The 15,989-nt window shown below is 70.8% G+C and carries 12 protein-coding genes; 6 read left to right on the plus strand and 6 right to left on the minus strand.

Translation table 11 applies throughout. The annotated features are described in order from the left end of the window. Nucleotides 1-125 precede the first annotated feature (125 nt). Nucleotides 126-2,174, plus strand: coding sequence for an elongation factor G (locus ACK4UM_RS08275; RefSeq protein ID WP_409797681.1), 2,049 nt, complete (start codon nucleotides 126-128; stop codon nucleotides 2,172-2,174). A 36-nt stretch (nucleotides 2,175-2,210) separates the two neighbouring features. On the opposite strand, the gene ACK4UM_RS08280 is transcribed toward ACK4UM_RS08275, so the two are convergent. After that, complete coding sequence (locus tag ACK4UM_RS08280) at nucleotides 2,211-2,831, minus strand: TetR/AcrR family transcriptional regulator (protein WP_409797683.1); 621 nt, start codon at nucleotides 2,829-2,831, stop codon at nucleotides 2,211-2,213. A gap of 217 nt (nucleotides 2,832-3,048) precedes the next feature. Here ACK4UM_RS08280 and ACK4UM_RS08285 point away from each other — a divergent pair, with 217 nt between their 5' ends. Beyond that, nucleotides 3,049-4,371 carry a tetratricopeptide repeat protein gene (locus ACK4UM_RS08285; protein WP_409797685.1) on the plus strand — a complete coding sequence of 441 codons (1,323 nt, stop codon included), beginning with the start codon at nucleotides 3,049-3,051 and terminating at the stop codon, nucleotides 4,369-4,371. Nucleotides 4,372-4,650: 279 nt separating this feature from the next. On the opposite strand, the gene ACK4UM_RS08290 is transcribed toward ACK4UM_RS08285, so the two are convergent. The 4 genes from ACK4UM_RS08290 to ACK4UM_RS08305 all read right to left on the minus strand — a co-directional run bounded on the left by ACK4UM_RS08290 (nucleotide 4,651) and on the right by ACK4UM_RS08305 (nucleotide 10,923). Beyond that, a complete protein-coding gene (locus tag ACK4UM_RS08290; protein WP_409797687.1) occupies nucleotides 4,651-5,874 on the minus strand; it encodes an acyl-CoA dehydratase activase-related protein in 1,224 nt (407 codons plus the stop codon). Further along, complete coding sequence (locus ACK4UM_RS08295; protein ID WP_409797688.1) at nucleotides 5,822-8,008, minus strand: BadF/BadG/BcrA/BcrD ATPase family protein; 2,187 nt, start codon at nucleotides 8,006-8,008, stop codon at nucleotides 5,822-5,824. The genes ACK4UM_RS08290 and ACK4UM_RS08295 overlap by 53 nt, the downstream gene beginning before the upstream one ends. Further along, a complete protein-coding gene (locus tag ACK4UM_RS08300; RefSeq protein ID WP_409797690.1) occupies nucleotides 8,005-9,576 on the minus strand; it encodes a hypothetical protein in 1,572 nt (523 codons plus the stop codon). Before ACK4UM_RS08300 ends, ACK4UM_RS08295 begins: the two co-directional genes overlap by 4 nt. 135 nt (nucleotides 9,577-9,711) lie before the next feature. After that, on the minus strand, nucleotides 9,712-10,923 hold the full coding sequence (locus ACK4UM_RS08305) for an MFS transporter (protein WP_409797692.1): 1,212 nt from the start codon (nucleotides 10,921-10,923) through the stop codon (nucleotides 9,712-9,714). 202 nt (nucleotides 10,924-11,125) lie between these two features. Between ACK4UM_RS08305 and ACK4UM_RS08310 the strand changes: the two genes are divergently transcribed. Continuing rightward, nucleotides 11,126-12,007, plus strand: coding sequence for an ABC transporter substrate-binding protein (locus ACK4UM_RS08310; protein ID WP_409797693.1), 882 nt, complete (start codon nucleotides 11,126-11,128; stop codon nucleotides 12,005-12,007). 102 nt (nucleotides 12,008-12,109) lie between these two features. Here the strand turns inward: ACK4UM_RS08310 and ACK4UM_RS08315 are convergent, their stop codons facing one another. Beyond that, the gene (locus tag ACK4UM_RS08315) at nucleotides 12,110-12,997 is read right to left on the minus strand and encodes a branched-chain amino acid aminotransferase (RefSeq protein WP_409797695.1); all 888 of its coding nucleotides are present in this window, start codon (nucleotides 12,995-12,997) and stop codon (nucleotides 12,110-12,112) included. A 180-nt stretch (nucleotides 12,998-13,177) separates the two neighbouring features. Between ACK4UM_RS08315 and ACK4UM_RS08320 the strand changes: the two genes are divergently transcribed. The 3 genes from ACK4UM_RS08320 to ACK4UM_RS08330 are packed head-to-tail and all read left to right on the plus strand — an operon-like array spanning nucleotide 13,178 to nucleotide 15,987. Then, nucleotides 13,178-13,798, plus strand: coding sequence for a MarR family winged helix-turn-helix transcriptional regulator (locus ACK4UM_RS08320; RefSeq protein WP_409797697.1), 621 nt, complete (start codon nucleotides 13,178-13,180; stop codon nucleotides 13,796-13,798). Nucleotides 13,799-13,801: 3 nt separating this feature from the next. Beyond that, nucleotides 13,802-14,554 (plus strand): response regulator, encoded by a 753-nt coding sequence (locus tag ACK4UM_RS08325; protein ID WP_409797699.1) that lies wholly within the window; start codon nucleotides 13,802-13,804, stop codon nucleotides 14,552-14,554. Next, on the plus strand, nucleotides 14,551-15,987 hold the full coding sequence (locus tag ACK4UM_RS08330; protein ID WP_409797701.1) for an ATP-binding protein: 1,437 nt from the start codon (nucleotides 14,551-14,553) through the stop codon (nucleotides 15,985-15,987). The genes ACK4UM_RS08325 and ACK4UM_RS08330 overlap by 4 nt, the downstream gene beginning before the upstream one ends. Nucleotides 15,988-15,989: the final 2 nt, after the last annotated feature.

Consider the following 15,989-nt stretch of genomic DNA (forward strand, 5'->3'; position numbering starts at 1 on the left):
GCAGGCGGCGGTGCGCGGGAGGGGGTTGCCAAAAGCCGGCAACGGGTCGACGATGGCAGGCCTCGCAAGCGCCCGCAGAAGGCGCGCGTCCGCCATCAGGGGCCGGAATCGCGGGAGGCGACATCATGTCGGGATCTGCAGGTGCGGGCGGCGCGCGGTGCGTCGCCATCGTCGGGCCGTTCCAGAGCGGGAAGACCACGCTCCTGGAAGCCCTGCTCGAGCGCGCGGGCGCCGTCCCCCGCGCCGGACGCGTGGCCGAGGGGACGAGCGTCGGCGACTCGAGCCGCGAGGCGCGCGCCCACGCGATGAGCGTGGAGCCGAACATCGCGAGCCTCGCCTTCCTCGGCGAGGAGATCGCCTTCGTCGATTGCCCGGGCTCGATCGAATTGTCGCAGGACATGCGCGCCGCACTGCCCGCCTGCGACGCCGCGATCGTCGTCTGCGAGGCCGACGAGCGCAAGATCCCGGCGCTCGCACTGATCCTGCGCGAGCTCGAGGAGGCGGACATCCCCCGCTTCCTGTTCATCAACAAGATCGACCAGGCGAGCCAGCGGGTCGGCGAGACCCTCAAGCTGCTCCAGACCGCTTCGCGCACGCCGCTCCTCCTGCGGCAGATGCCGATCTGGAAGGACGGGATCGCCGTGGGCTTCGTCGATCTCGCGCTCGAGCGCGCCTTCGTCTATCGCGAGCACGCGCCGAGCCGCGTCGTCGAGGGCTCGGAGGCGGACGATCTCGGCACCGGCGCCACCCGCGACGCGCGCTTCGAGATGCTCGAGCGCCTCGCCGATTACGACGATGCCCTGATGGAGGAGCTCCTCTCCGACATCGAGCCCCCGCGCGACCGCGTCTTCGACGACCTCGCCCGCGAGCTCAAGGAGCGCCACGTCGTGCCCGTGCTGATCGGCTCGGCCGAGCGCGGCAACGGCGTCACCCGTCTCCTCAAGGCGATCCGCCACGAGGCGCCGCGGCTGCCCGAGACGCGCGCGCGCCTCGGCGTCGCCACCGACGGCGCGCCCCTGGCCCAGGTGATCGCGACCCGCCATACGAGCCATGCGGGCAAGCTCTCCGTCGCCCGCGTGCTGCGCGGCCGCTTCCAGGAAGGCGACGGGATCGTCGGCTCGCGCGGCGCGTCGGCCCGGATCGCGGGCGTGGTCTCGCTCTCGGGCGAGGCGACGACGCGGATCGGCGCCGCCGAGGAGGGCGCGCTCGCCGGCCTCGCGCGGCTCGACACGATCGAGACCGGCGAGAGCGTCGCCGTCGGCAAGGACCGCCCCGCCGCCGTCGCGACCGTGATCCCGCCCGATCCCGTCTACGCGCTCGCCGTCTCGGTGCCCGACCGCAAGGACGAAGTGAAGCTCGCCGCCTGCCTCGCCAAGCTCGCCGACGAGGACCCCTCGCTGTGCGTGCGCCACGATGCCGAGAGCGCCGAGATGCGGCTGATGGGTCAGGGCGAGATGCATCTGCGGCTCGCGATCGAGCGCCTGCAGAGCCGCTTCGGCATCGCGGTCGAGACGCGCCGCCCGGCGATCGGCTATCGCGAGACGATCCGCAACCGCGCCGACGCCCGCGCCCGCCACAAGAAGCAGACCGGCGGCCACGGCCAGTTCGCCGACGTCGCCGTCAGCATCGCGCCCCTGCCGCGCGGCGAGGGCTTCGCCTTCGGCGACACGATCTCCGGCGGCGTCGTGCCCAAGCAATGGATCCCCTCGGTCGAGGCCGGCGCGAAGGCCGCGCTCGTGTCCGGGCCGCTCGGCTTTCCGGTCGTCGACGTGTCGGTGACGCTCACCGACGGCGGCTATCACGCGGTCGATTCCTCGGACGCGGCCTTCCAGGCGGCCGGGCGCGCGGCGGTGGCGGACGCGCTCGGCAAGGCGGGCTCGGTCCTGCTCGAGCCGATCCTCGCCGTCGAGGTGGTGGTGCCGAGCGAGGCGATGTCGAAGGCGACGCAGATCCTCACCCAGCGCCGCGGCCAGATCCAGGGCTTCTCGCAAAGGCCCGGCTTCGACGGCTGGGACGTGGTCTCGGCTCTGGTGCCGGAGGCGGAGATGGACGGCATGATCGTCGAGCTGCGCTCGGCGTCGGCCGGCGTCGCGAGCTTCCGCGCCCGCTTCGACCACATGGCCGAGCTGACCGGCCGCCCGGCGCAGGCGGTGCTCGCGACGAAGGCGGGGTGAGGCCCGCCAGCGCGAGCGGCCCGCTGGAGAGCGGCCTCAGGCGGGCTTCTCGAACAGGAGCCTGACGAAGGTGCGCAGCACGAGCAATTGCCGCTCGATGCTGCGCGGGTCGCCGAGCGCCTTGGACATCACGATCCCGCCCTCGAGCACGGTCGAGACCATGTCGGCGAGCTCGTCGAGATCGATCGCGGCGCGCGGCGGATGCGTCGCGGCGATCTCCTCGAACATCGCTCGGAAGCGCCTGCGCCACAGCAGCACCGCCTCGCGGTTGATGTCCTGGATCTCCTTCGAGAACAGGCGATCGTAATAGCAGCTCGAGGCGACGAGGCAGCCGGGATGGCCGTTGGGCATGTCGGCGAGCACCTCGGAGAGGAGCTTGAGGCCGATCAGAAAGGCCTGGAGAGGGTCCTCGGCGAGCTCGCGCGCGCGGCCGAAGACCTCGTCGTAGACGCGCTCGTCGGCCTCGACGTAGCGCTCGAGCAGCGCCTTGGCGAGCTGGTTCTTGTCCTTGAAATGGTAGAAGAAACCGCTCTTCGTGAGCCCCGTCGCCACGATCAGCTCCTCGATGGAGGTCGCGCCGAAGCCTTTGGCGACGACGAGCGCCTGGGCCGCGTCGAGGATGCGCGCGCGCGTCTGCGCGCCCTTGCCTTCCGCCATGGCCGCCCCTCCCCTCGCCGGAAAACCGTACCGAGGGTACACTAATCGCGCCGGCCACGCGGGGGAAAGGGCACGCGCGGCCGGGGACGCGCATTCGCCGAGCCCTTGCCGCGTCGGGCTTTGCCGCTCGGCGGCGCTGGACTGGACCACGTTCTCGCTGGCGCGAGCCGCGCGAGCGCGCACAATGGCGCCATCTCCGAACGCACGAGGCCAAGAGATGCACCAAGACCGCCAAGGCAATCCCCTCCCCGGCGCCAGCGCGCGCGCCGCCGCGAATTACGACGACGCGCTCCTCGCCTTCAATCTCTATCGCGGCGACCCCTTCGCGGCGCTCGACGCCATGGCCGCGGAGGCGCCCGATTGCGCGATGGCGCCGATCATGAAGGCCGCGCTCTACGCCCTCGCCACCGAGCCCGCAGCGGCACGCGAGGGGCGCGCGATCCTCGACGGTCTCGCGGGCCGGCGCCTCGACGAGCGCGAGGCGAGCCATGTCGCGGCGATCGACGCGATCCTCGCCGGAAACTGGTCCGCCGCGGCGCGGATCCTCGACCGCCACGCGATCCGTTGGCCGCGCGATCTCCTCGCGCTCCAGGTGGGGCACCTCGTCGACTTCTTCCGGGCGAGCGCGCGCAGCCTGCGCGACCGGATGGCCCGCGCGCTCCCGGCCTTCGCCGGCGACGTGCCGGGGCGCTCCTTCGTCCTCGGCATGTACGCCTTCGGGCTCGAGGAGAGCGGCGATTACGGGCGGGCGGAGGAGGCCGGCCGCGAGGCCTGCGCCGCCGAGCCCCGCGACGCCTGGGCCCACCACGCCGTCGCCCATGTCATGGAGATGCAGGGCCGCGCCGCGGACGGGCTCGCCTGGATCGAGGGGCGCGCGCCGCATTGGACGGGCGACGATGCCTTCTTCCAGGTGCACAATTGGTGGCACATGGCGCTCTGCCATCTCGAGACCGACGACGCGGCGAGCGCGCTCGCGCTCTACGACGGACCGATCCGCGGCGGCCGCAGCGCCATCGCCGTCGATCTCGTCGACGCCTCCGCGCTCCTGTGGCGGCTCGCCGCGTCGGGGATCGACGTCGGCGATCGGTGGGACGAGCTCTCGGAGGCCTGGGAGGCGCATGCCGACGGGCATCTCTACCCCTTCAACGATTGGCATGCCGCCATGGCCCATCTCGGCGCAGGCAAGACGGGCCACGTCGCGCGCATTCTCGCCCGCTACCGCGAGGCGAGCGACACCACCCGCGAGGCGAGCGCCTGGGCGCGCGAGACGGGGCTTCCGCTGATCGAGGGCTTCGCCGCCTTCCATCGCGGCGACTACGAGGCGGCCGTCGAGGCGCTCTCGGGCGCGCGGCACGTCGCGAACACCTTCGGCGGCAGCCACGCCCAGCGGGACGTGATCGACTGGACGATGGCGGAGGCCGCCTTGCGGGGCGGCCTGCGCGCGGAGGCGGTCGCCTTCGCCCGCGAGCGCCTGGCTTTGCGCCCCCACAGCCCCGTCAACGCGCGCTTCCTGCGGCGCGCCGAGCATTTGGCGCAATAGATCAGGGCTGTCGTGAAGTCAGCCCCGCGGCTCCCCCGTGTCATCCCCGGCCGGAGCACGCGCAGCGTGCGCAGGGGAAGGGGACCCAGCGCGTGAATCGCTTGCGGAGCAAGCGCTTGCGGCGGCGACGAGCCGCCTGGTCGGCGGCAGGATAGTGTGCTCCGCACACGTCTTCGCGCTGGGTCCCCTTTCCCTCCGGTCGCAAGCGACCTCCGGCCGGGGATGACACCGGTGGAGTACTCGCCCTGTCGGCGCGACGGCCTTGATGACAGCGTCCGGTCAACCCGCCGCGCGCACGGGCTCCTCGCTCGTCGCCTCGGGCAGCGGCGCGCGCGCGGCGAGGCGGGCGCGCTTCTTCGCGATGATGTCCGCCGAGGAGCGCCCGAGATAATAGGCGATCGTCTCGGTGCGGATCTTCACCGAGCCTGCGGGCTTCGTCGAATCGAGCTCCTGGAACGAGAAGAACAACGTCCCCGAGCGCTCGACGATCTGCTGGACGGGCGTGAAGGTCGGCTGGTCCATGCCGCATTCGTAGCTCGTCAGCCGCACCACGGCCGAGATCCAGGGCATGCGCGCCCCGAACTTCGCGCCCCACAGGATCTCGTTCGTGTTGGCGCTGTAGGAGGAGGGCCACACGTCGGCGATGTCCAGCGGCGACTTGATGTAGCCCGCCGCGAGATCGGGCCCGAACAGCCAGGCGAGGAGCTCCGGGTCCGTCGGCAGGTACTGGCTCCACAGGATCGGATAGCCGTAGGCCTGGAGATCCGCCTCGATCTCGTGGCCGATGCCGGCATCCATGTGGTAGGGGCGCGCGAGGACGAGGATCGCCGGGCGGTTCTCGCGGGCGCACCACTCGATCACCGCGCGGCTCTTGGCGCGCATCGCGTCGTTGAACGCGTCGAGCGCGGCATAGCCCGCCTCGACGGCGTCCGCGGTCTCCTCGAGGCTCAGCCCCTCGATCACGCCGTCGAGCGCCGAGAACAATTCGCGCGGCACGAGCCGGCGATCGCCCAGCGTCACGAGCGGGGCGACGTAGCGGATGCCGTTCTGCGCGAAGACGTCGCCCTCCTTGATGAAGCCCGCCTGGATGTTCTCGGGCGCGGCCATCACGCGCGGGCACGACAGGCTGTCGACGACGTGGCCCTTCATGTAGCTGTCGAGCGAGTAGATCTTCGGCGAGAACAGGATGTCGATCTTGCGCTTCAGCCCGAAGACCAATTCCCCGTAATGACCCGCCCCGCATTTGACCGGATAGCAGCAATCGACCGTGCCGCGCCCGCGCCCATGCGCGCGCATCTGCTCCTCGGAGGTGTCCCCCGAGAAGACGACGCGGTTCGGCGGCACGCCGAGCGCCTCGAAGAAGCCGAGCCAGAATTGGTGCGTCGACCACACATTGAGGAGCTTCGGAATGCCGATCCGGTGCTTGGCGCGCGCGGCGAGGACGTCCGCATCAGGTCTCGGCGTGCTCGTCCTCGCGCTTGAAGGCGCGCGCGAAAGCGCCATCTCGAACAAGCTCCGCAATGTTGGGATAGGCACGGCGCTGATCCTCCATTTGAGCTTTGACCGCGCGCATCTCCGCGGCATCCTCGACGAGCCCCTTGGGGCAGGAATTGCCCGAGATCACCCGCTCCCATCCGGCCTCCAGCGGCACCTGGCTCCAGGAGCGGCCCTTGGCGCCCTCGAGCTGGACGTCGATGAAGGCGCGCTTGCAATTGACCGGGCACCACTTGCAGATGGTCTGTTCGCTGGTGGTGCTGCGATAGGTGAGCGTCTCGATGAGGTCGAAGCCGCGGAAACGGCTCCTCGCCCCCGGCACCCAGGCCTCGCGGGCGCAGAGCGCGGCGCCGATCGCGCCCGCTTCCCCGGAATGCGGGTGGATCAGGATCTCGGCATCGGGCACCCGCGCCTCGATGAAGTCCACCTGCGCCTTGACGACCGCGAGATTGCGGTGCGTCCCGCCTTGCAGCACGAAGCGCCGGCCCACCGAGCGCAGGTTCTGCAATTGCCCGGCATAGATCCACACGTTCAAGGGCAGAACGGCGGCGAGCGAAGCCATGATCTCCTGCGCCGACCAGCCCTTGCGCTGCTGGTTGACGATGTCCGACTGGAGGAACACGCCGCACCCCATGGCGAGCGAGGGCATGGCGCGCGCGGCGAAGGCCTCCTCGGCATAGGTCTCGAGCGGCACGTCGTAGCGCTCGGCGACGCCTTGCAGGAAGGCGCCGTTGCCCGACGAGCATTGGGAATTGAGCCGGAAATCCGCGACCGTGCCCTGGCGCAGGATCATGATCTTCACGTCGGTGCCGCCGACGTCGCAGATCACGTCCGCATCGGGGAAGACCTCGAGCGCGGAGCGGGCATGGGCGACGGTCTCGACCACCGCCTGGTCCGCGCCCAAAATGTCGTTGAGGAGGTCCTTGCCGTAGCCCGTGAGCGCGAGGCCCGCGATCTCCTCGACGCCGCCCGCGCGGATGTCGCGGAAGAGGGCCTTCGCGTCCTCGATCGGGTTGCCCTTCGAGGGGGCGTAGGCCGTGTGGACGAGCTCGCCGTCGCGGGTGAGGACGACGGCCTTGGCCGTCGTCGAGCCGAAATCGCAGCCGACGAAGAGCGGCTCTCCCCGGCGCGCGTCGAGATTCGCCGCGACCGGCGCCGCCTTCGGTCCCCCGTATTTGGCGCGGAAGGCGGCGAGCGCGTCGGGCTTCTCGACGAGGCCGCGCGCGCCCTCGGACGCCTTGGCCTGGTGCTGGCCCTCGTCGATCCACCAGGAGAGCCGCTCGGTGCCGAGATAGCGCCCCGCCTCCTCGCTCTCGCCGAGCGCCACCTCGACGCAGCCGAGCGCGGCGTAATAGAGCGCGTCCTCGGGCACGAGAATGAAGCGCGCGGGGTCGGCGGCCTCTTCCCGGAGGCCGCGCTCCGCCCAGACTCGCCCGAGATGGCGGATCCAGGCCTCGCGCAGGCCGCGGAAGAACATGTTCGGGCCGCCGAGCAGCAGCACCTGCGGGAAGGGCGTGTTCCCCTTCGTCAGCGTCGCGAGGTTCTGGTAGACGACCGCCTCGAACAGGCTCGCGATGATCTCCTCGACCGGCACGCCGCCCTTCAGCAGCGTGTTGGCGTCGGTCTCCGCGAAGATCCCGCATTTCGAGGAGACCTTGTGCAGGCTCAAGCCCTCGTAGGGCATCTCGGCGAGGCGCTCGGGCGCGATCTTGAGCTTGCGGGCGGTTTTCTCGATGAAGGTGCCGGTGCCGCCCGAGCAGGCCGATTGCATGTAGACCTGTTTGGAGCGATCGCCCTCCGTCTTCGTGAAGAAGATCGTCTTCATGTCCTCGCCCCCGATCTCGGAGACGAAGTGCACGTCCGGGTGCAGCTTCTCGACGGCGGCGGCGACCGCCACCACCTCCTGCACGAGCCGCGCGCCGACGAGCGGCGCGAGGAGCCCCGCGCCGGAGCCCGTGAAGAACACGCGGTCGCGTTCGGGCCGGAGGCCGATCTCGGCCTCCATGCGGGCGAGGAGCCCGCGCGCGTGCTCGGCCTGCTTGGTGTTGTGGCGCTCGTAGGCGCGGAAGAGGATCTCCCCGTCCCGCACCGCGACCGCCTTCACCGTGGTCGAGCCGACGTCCAGTCCGACGAGGATGGTCATGAGATCTCCGGGTGGCTGGGGAGCGGCAGGGTGCGATCGGCCAGTTCGAGCAGCGTCGAGGCCGCCATTCCGGCAGCACCCCGATGGGGCATCGCGTAGCCGGCGCGACGGATATCTCGGCGGTCGTCCAGCAGAGGCTTGGCGCTCTCGGGATCGAGCCCGGTCGTCTCCATCGCCTCCACATATTCGCGCACCGCGCGCTTCTTGGCCTCCGTGAGGATCATCTGGCAGCGCGAGAGCGCGTGGATCTCGGCATCGCCCTTCACCTCGATCGGGGCGTAGAGGATGTCGGGATGGCGTCCGAGCACGCCCGCCATGGCGCCGACGCTCATCGTGTTCGGCATGCAGCCGTATGGCGAGAGCTCGCAGATCATGTGGGCGCGGCGCCGGTAATGCGCGTAGAGCGCCTTGCCGATCAGCATGTCGCCCTCGCCGCCCGACAGGCGGTGATTGTAGAAGGGCGCGGCGAGCCGGCGCAGCTCCTCCTGGTCGGGCATCTCGTGGGGCAGGCCGCCGAGGGCGGCGCGCAGCCGGTCGAAGGTGCGCCGGAAGAGCTTCTGCACGAGCTTGAGCGCGGTCACCTGCGCGCCCGCCCATTTCTCGATCCCCACCATCGCCTCGACGGATCCGAGCTTGTGGCGGATGAGATAGTCGAGCCACACCGCGACGGGCGCCGGGATCACCTCGGCGCCCTCGGATTCGAGCCAGGAATGGATGTTGTAGTTCGGGTCGCCCTCCACCGTCTGCAGGTAGAACTCGCCGGTGATCTTGACGACGGGCTTCACCCGCAGCCGGTCGACCTCGATGTCGGCGAAGCGGGTGAAGGCGCGCGCGAGCGCATTCTCGAAATGGCGGGTGGTGAAGAACCAGGCGGCGCTGCCCCAGGAATTGCCGGCCAAGCGCGCGGCGGCGGGGCGCTCGCGAAACGCCTCTTCGAGGATCGCGACGGCTTCCTTCACGGCGGCGTCGGTCTCGCCGGCATGCACCTCGTAGGGACGGATGCGGTATTCGAGGCTCTGGATCACGTCCGCGCACAGGATCGCCCAGACGGCGCCGAGCGTGAGCGGCATGTTCACCTCGATGCCCCCGCCCTCGACGCTGCCCTGCGAGGGCTCGTCCTGCGCGAGCAGCAGCATGCGCACGGAATCGAGGCCGAGATTGCGCAGAGCGAGCTCGTAGCTCTGGTGGTATTGCCCGAAGCGGCAGGCGCCGCAGGAGCCCGCGGTCACGTAGACGTAGCGCTCCGCCACCGCCTCCTTGCCGAGGCGCCCGCTCTCGTCGCGCAGGAAATTCGCGAGATTGCCGGTGGTGAAGGAGGTGGGGCAGCACTGGCCGATATCGGCGAGCTCGCGGCCCGTCGCGAGATCGGCCTTCGTCGCGACGGGGAGCGCGCGGGCCTTGTAGCCGAGCCCTTCGAAATTCGCCTGGATCAGGCGCTCGGCTCGCCAATGCAGGCCGCCGAAGACAATCTCGATCTTGTCGCGCTCGGCTCTGGCGATGGGGGCCGGCTTGTAGGCGCGATAGTGCACGTCTGCGGCTGAGGGTGCCGCTTGCGCGGATGTCGGCATGGGGGATGCCCTCCGGGAGCTGGAGATGCCGAGGAATGGCGGGAGAACGACTTCCTTCTTTTTTGGCGAGCGACGGAACGCGGCACGCGAAACGCCATTACGAAGACGCACGAGGAACGATTTTGTTCCTGCGCCTCACCTCAGTGTCGCAGCACCGGGCGCCTTCGGTCGAGAGGGGGCGATCCCGTAGACGAGGCACGCGCCGAGGAGGAGCGCGCCGAAGCCGAGATGCAGCGCGGCGAAGGTCGGCTCCGGCCCCGCCGCCGCGAGGCCCTCCCGCACGACCCGGCCCGACAGCCATTGCAGGATGCCCGCGCCGCCGATGAAGACGAGGTTGAGGAAGGTCACCCCGCGGCCGATCAGATCGGGCGGGAAGAAGAGCCGCGCGTGCTCCATCAGGACGCCGTAGGTGAGCCCGGCGAAGCCCGCGATCGCGACGAGCCCGAGGGCGAGCGCCGCGCTCGTGTGCCCGAAGGCGCCGAGCGCGAGGAAGGACGCGGCCGTCACGAGGCTGCCGAGGAGCGCGGTGCGCTTCGCCTCGCCGACGAGCCGCTCGAGCGGGGCGTAGGCGAAGGCGCCCGCCGCCATCGCCGCCGCCATCAGGAGGGCGGCGTTGCCGGTCTGCGCGAGCGAGAAGCCGTGCACGTCGCGAAAGAAGGGCGCGATCCACAGGCTGCGCTCGGCGATCACGACGGCATAGCCGACGGCGACGAGCGGCAGGACCGGCCACAGGCCGCGGATCGCGAGGATGCGACGCAGGCCGCCGAGAAAGCCGCCGCTGCCCCGCGCCTCGTCCGGCGCGACCGGCGGCGGGTCGCGGACCACGAGGGCGACGAGGAGAGCGGCGAGCAGCGTGATGCCGGCGATCGTCCCGAGGCTCGCGCGCCAGCCGATCGCCTCGGTGGCGAGCGCGAGCGGCGTCGCCGACAGGAGATTGCCGAGATTGCCGAGGCCGAGAAGCGCGGCCGCGCGCGCCGCGAACCGATGCGCGTCCGCTGCCCGCGCGAAGAGGTAGAGCCCGCCCATCAGGACCGAGGAGCAGCCGAGCCCGATCAGCGCCATCGCCGCGAGCGCCTGCGCATAGCCGCTCGCCGTGGCGAGGAGCACGGCGCCCGCGACCGCGAGGAGGAGCGGCAGCGCGATCGTGCGCCGCGGTCCGAGCCGATCGAGCGCGAAGCCGACGGGGATCTGGGCGAGCGCGAAGGCGGCGAACCAGACGGCGGAGAGCGCGCCGAGCATCGCCGCATCGAGCCCGAGATCCGCCGACAGGTCCCCCGCCACCACCGCGAGGAAGGCGCGGTAGAACTGGCTCAGGACATAGGCGAGGACGAGGACGGCGAAGATCATGACGTCGGGCAGGGAAGCATCGGCACCCGCGCCCCGCAATGCGCCCTCCCGTGCGGGGATGGCGAGACCATGCGGGTCTTCGTGCGAGGCACCGGGCGGATGTGCGCGAGGGTTGCGAATCCGTGTCGGATCGCGCTATAATTCAGAATTGCCGGGAGCGCCGGCGAGCGTCCCTCCGGTGGCGCGGATCGGGGAGCCTGATTTGACGGCATTCGTTCGCATCGGCGTCGTGGGCCCCCTGACGGGGCCGCAATCCGAACACGGCGCGCTTCTCATGGAAGCGGCGTCGCGCGGCCTCGTCGCCGCCCGGACCTCGGTTCCGGGCCTGCGGATCGCGCTCGAGGCGGCGGACGATCGCAACGATCCCGAATTCGCGATGATCGCCGCGCGCAGCCTCCTCGCGGCGGGCGTGCACGCGGTGATCGGGCACTGCGACAGCGACGCCGCGGCGGCCGCGGCCCCCCTCTACCGCGACGCGTCGGTGCCCCTCCTGATCACCGCGGCCACCCGGCCGCTCCTCGCGGCGCAGACCGGTGCGTTGCGCCTCTGCCCGAGCGCGCGCGCCGAGATGGACGCCCTCTTCGAGGCGCTCGCGCCGTGCGCACGCATCGCGATCGCCAGCGAGCGCGCGACCCATGGTCGGCGTCTCGAGACGCTCTTCCTGGACGATCCGCGCGTGGCCGGTCGTGTGAGCGCCCTCGGGCGGCTCGACGACCCCGTCGCTCCTCCGGGGGACGTGGTGGTCCTGTTCGGAACGCACGAATGCGTCCTCGACGCGCTCTACAGATGGAAAGGAGGCGGCGGCCGGTATCTCGCCTGCGGCGCCTGCAGCCTGCCCGCCTTCATGGACACCTGCCCGGACGGGCTCGACATCGGCGTGGCGATGCCCTCGCCCGAGTTTCCCGAGGCGACGCGCCGCGCGGTCCTCCTCGTCGCCGAGCACGCCGCCGGGGGTCTCGACGGCCTGCGCGAGCGACTCCTCGCGGACGAGCGCTTCGAGATGGGCGAGGCGAAGGGGGCGTGCTATCGGGTCGAGCCGATCGCCTCGTTCGCCGCCTCGCGCGGCTCGGTCGACGAGCCGTGAGCGCGAGGCCCGATCGGCTCGAAGCCTGCAAATCATTCCACGCTGTCCTTCCCGGGCGCGAAGCGAGCCCGGGATGACAGCGCGGGAACCGTCAGCCGAAGCTCAGGCCGCGCGCGCCTTGGGCTGCACCTCGGCCATGTAGTCTTCCATCAGCGTGCGGGTGATGTTGCCCGGCTGGTACTTGTGCCGGGCGATCTCCGAGACCGGGGTCACCTCGGCCGCGGTGCCGGTGATGAAGCACTCGTTGAAGGTCGCCAGCTCCTCGGGCAGGATCCGCCGCTCGATCACCTCGAAGCCGCGCCGCTTGGCGAGGTCGATCACCGTGCGCCGGGTGATGCCGTCGAGGAAGCAATCGGCCATCGGCGTGTGGATCGCCCCGTCGCGGGTGAAGAACACGTTCGCGCCGGTGCACTCGGCGACGCGGCCCTGCCAGTCGAGCATCAGGGCGTCGGCATAGCCCTTGCGCTCGGCCTCGTGCTTCGAGATCGTGCAGATCATGTACAGGCCCGCGGCCTTGGAATGGCACGGGGCGGTCGCCGGATCGGGGCGGCGGTAGCGCGCCATGTCGATGCGGATGCCCTTGAGCCGCTCCTCGGGATTGAAATAGCTCGGCCATTCCCACGCCGCGATCGCGAGGTGGATGGTGTTCGCCTGCGCCGAGACGCCCATCATCTCCGAGCCGCGCCACGCGATCGGGCGCACATAGCCGTCGACGAGGCCGTTCTTGGCGAGCACGAGGTCCTTCGCCGCGTCGATCTCCGCCACGTTGTAGGGGATCTCGAAATCGAGGAGCTCGGCCGAGCGGCGCAGGCGCTCGGAATGCTCGGTCGACTTGAAGATCGCCCCGCCATAGGCGCGCTCGCCCTCGAATACCGCCGAGCCATAATGCAGCGCGTGAGAGAGCACGTGCAGCTTGGCCTCGGCCCACGGCGTGAGGACGCCGTCGAGCCAGATCCAGCCGTCCCGTTGATGGAAGGGAACCGGTGACATGGATCGCAACTCCGTGATGAGCGTGCACAGGAATGATGCGGCGACGGCGGCGCACGAGACACGCCGTTGCCGGTAGGGCAGCGATAACGAACCATCGTTTCGCCGATCGGGGTTGACGAGTAACAATCGGCCTGAGATATGTCAACAAGGCTGACATAAGAGACGGATGGATTTTTCGGCGTGACACAGGCAGCCGCAAAGCCGGCCCCCGCACCGGGACCGCTCGACACGCAAGCCGCGCTCGAAGAGACGCCGCGCGCGCTCTTCGCGCCCGCCGCGGACGGGAGCCGAGCGGACGGGCAGGACGCCGCGGGCGACGACGCGCCGGCCTACGACCTCATCGAGCTGTTCTTCTTCGCCTATCGGGACTTCGTCAGCGAGCCGGACCGCATCCTCGACCGCTACGGCTTCGGGCGGGCGCACCACCGCGTCCTCCACTTCGTCGCCCGCAATCCGGGGCTGACGATCGCCGAGCTCCTCGAGATCCTCAAGATCACCAAACAGAGCCTCAACCGGGTGCTGAAGGAGCTGATCGAGAAGGACTTCGTCGAGAGCCGGCCGGGGACGGTGGACCGGCGCCAGCGGCTCCTGTTCACGACGCGCGCGGGCGCCGAACTCGGCCTCGAGCTCGCGCGGCTGCAATCGGCTCGGGTGCGCCGCGCGCTCGCCGACGCGTCTCCGCAGGCGCGTGCCGCGATTTCGGCCTATCTTCTGGGCATGATCGAACCGAACGAGCGCGCCGAGGTCGCGCGCCGCATCGCCAGGCCGTCGCCGCGCGCGGTCGAGAGCCGAGGAGGGTAGCGGATGGGGGACATCGCCGGGCAAGAGATCGGGGAGACGCGCGGCGAGATCCGCGTCGAGGTGCCCGATCACGCGCCGCACGTGCTCGTCGTCGACGACGACCGACGCCTGCGCGAGCTCCTGGGCCGCTTCCTCGTCGAGAACGGGTTTCGCGTCACCTCCGCCGCGAGCGCCGCCGAGGCCCGCGCCAAGAGCGCCCATCTCGTGTTCGACGCCCTCGTGCTCGACGTGATGATGCCCGGCGAGACCGGCTTCGATTATGCCCGCGCGGTGCGCGCGGATTCGGACGTGCCGATCCTGATGCTGACCGCCCGCTCGGAGACCGCCGATCGGATCACCGGCCTCGAGATCGGGGCGGACGACTATATCGCGAAACCCTTCGAGCCGCGCGAGCTCGTCCTTCGGCTCTCCGCCGTGCTGCGGCGCCGCACCCAGGAGCCGGCGCCTGCGGTCGCCGATCCCGAGGAGCTCCGCTTCGGCCCCTTCGTCTTCCGGCTCGATCGGGGCGAGCTGCGCCGCGGCGACGAGCCGATCCGCCTCACCGAGCGCGAGCGCGAGATCCTGACGATCCTCGGCCACAAGGCCGGCGCGAACGTGCTGCGCGAGGAGCTCGCGGGCCAGGGCGGCGCCCTCAACGAGCGCACGGTCGACGTCCAGATCAACCGCCTGCGCCGCAAGATCGAGCTCGACCCCGCCAACCCGCTGATCCTGCAGACCGTGCGCGGCATCGGCTACCGCCTCGTCGTCGATCGATGAGCCGCATCGGCGCCGACACCGCGACGGGCGCGGAGCACGGCGGAGCGCGCCCGCGCGGGCGGGGCGTCCTGCGCGCGCTCTGGCGTCCGCTCGCGACCTCCGGCGCCGCCTACGACAGAAGCGCGAGCTGGCTCGCCTCGCTGATGCCGAAGGGCCTCTACGCGCGCTCGCTGATCATCATCATCGCGCCGATCGTGCTCCTGCAATCGATCATCGCCTATATCTTCATGGAGCGGCACTGGCAGACCGTGACGATGCGGCTCTCCTCGGCCGTGTCGTCGGACGTCGCGGCGCTCATCGACGTCTGGGAGACCTATCCGCAGGATCCGGAGGGCCGCACCCTGCGGCGCATCGCGGCCCAGAGGCTCGGGCTCGACGTCGAGATCATCCGCGGCGTCGACCTGCCGCCGCCGGGACCCAAACCCTTCTTCTCGATCCTCGACGCCGCGCTCTCCGAGCAGCTCGGCGCGCGCATCTCGCGGCCCTATTGGATCGACACGGTCGGGCGCTCGAATCTCGTCGAGATCCGGGTCAAGCTCGACGACGGCGTCATGCGCGTCATGGCGCGGCGCAGCCAGACCTACGCCTCGAACTCGCACATCTTCCTCTTGTGGATGGTCGGCTCCTCGCTCGTCCTCATGGGCATCGCGATCCTGTTCCTGCGCAACCAGATCCGCCCGATCACCGCGCTCGCCGACGCCGCGGAGAGCTACGGCAAGGGGCGCGACGTCGAGTTCCGCCCGCGCGGCGCCCGCGAGGTACGCAAGGCCGGCCACGCCTTCATCGAGATGAAGCGGCGCATCGAGCGCGCGCGCGACCAGCGCATGACCATGCTCAACGGCGTCAGCCACGACCTGCGCACCATCCTCACCCGCTTCAAGCTCTCGCTCGCGCTGATCGGCAAGGGCGAGGAGATCGAGGATCTGCGCCGCGACGTCGACGAGATGAGCCGCATGCTCGAGGGCTATCTCGCCTTCGCCCGCGGCGACGCCGGCGAGCAGGCGGTGGAGACGGATCTGCGCGCGCTCGTCGAGGAGCTCGTCGGCGACGCGATGCGCCACGGCCACCCCGCCACCGTCCGTATCGAGGGCGACGCGACGGTGATCGTGCGGCCGGACGCCTTCCGGCGCATGCTGTCGAACCTCGTGTCGAACGCCGCGCGCTACGGCGAGCGCATCGCCGTCGACGCCGTCCACGAGGGGCGCTGGCTCACGGTGACGGTCGACGACGACGGCCCCGGCATCCCCGAGGCGATGCGCGAGGAGGTGTTCAAGCCCTTCGTGCGGCTCGACGAGGCGCGCAACCAGGACGAGGGCGGCTCCGGCCTCGGCCTCGCCATCGCCCGCGACATCGCCCGCGCCCATGGCGGCGACATTTCGCTCGACGACAGCCCGCTCGGCGGCCTTCGCGCCACGGTCCGCCTGCCCGCGTGAGG

The sequence above is a fragment of the Salinarimonas sp. genome (genome assembly GCF_046292825.1).
Lineage (GTDB): Bacteria > Pseudomonadota > Alphaproteobacteria > Rhizobiales > Beijerinckiaceae > Salinarimonas.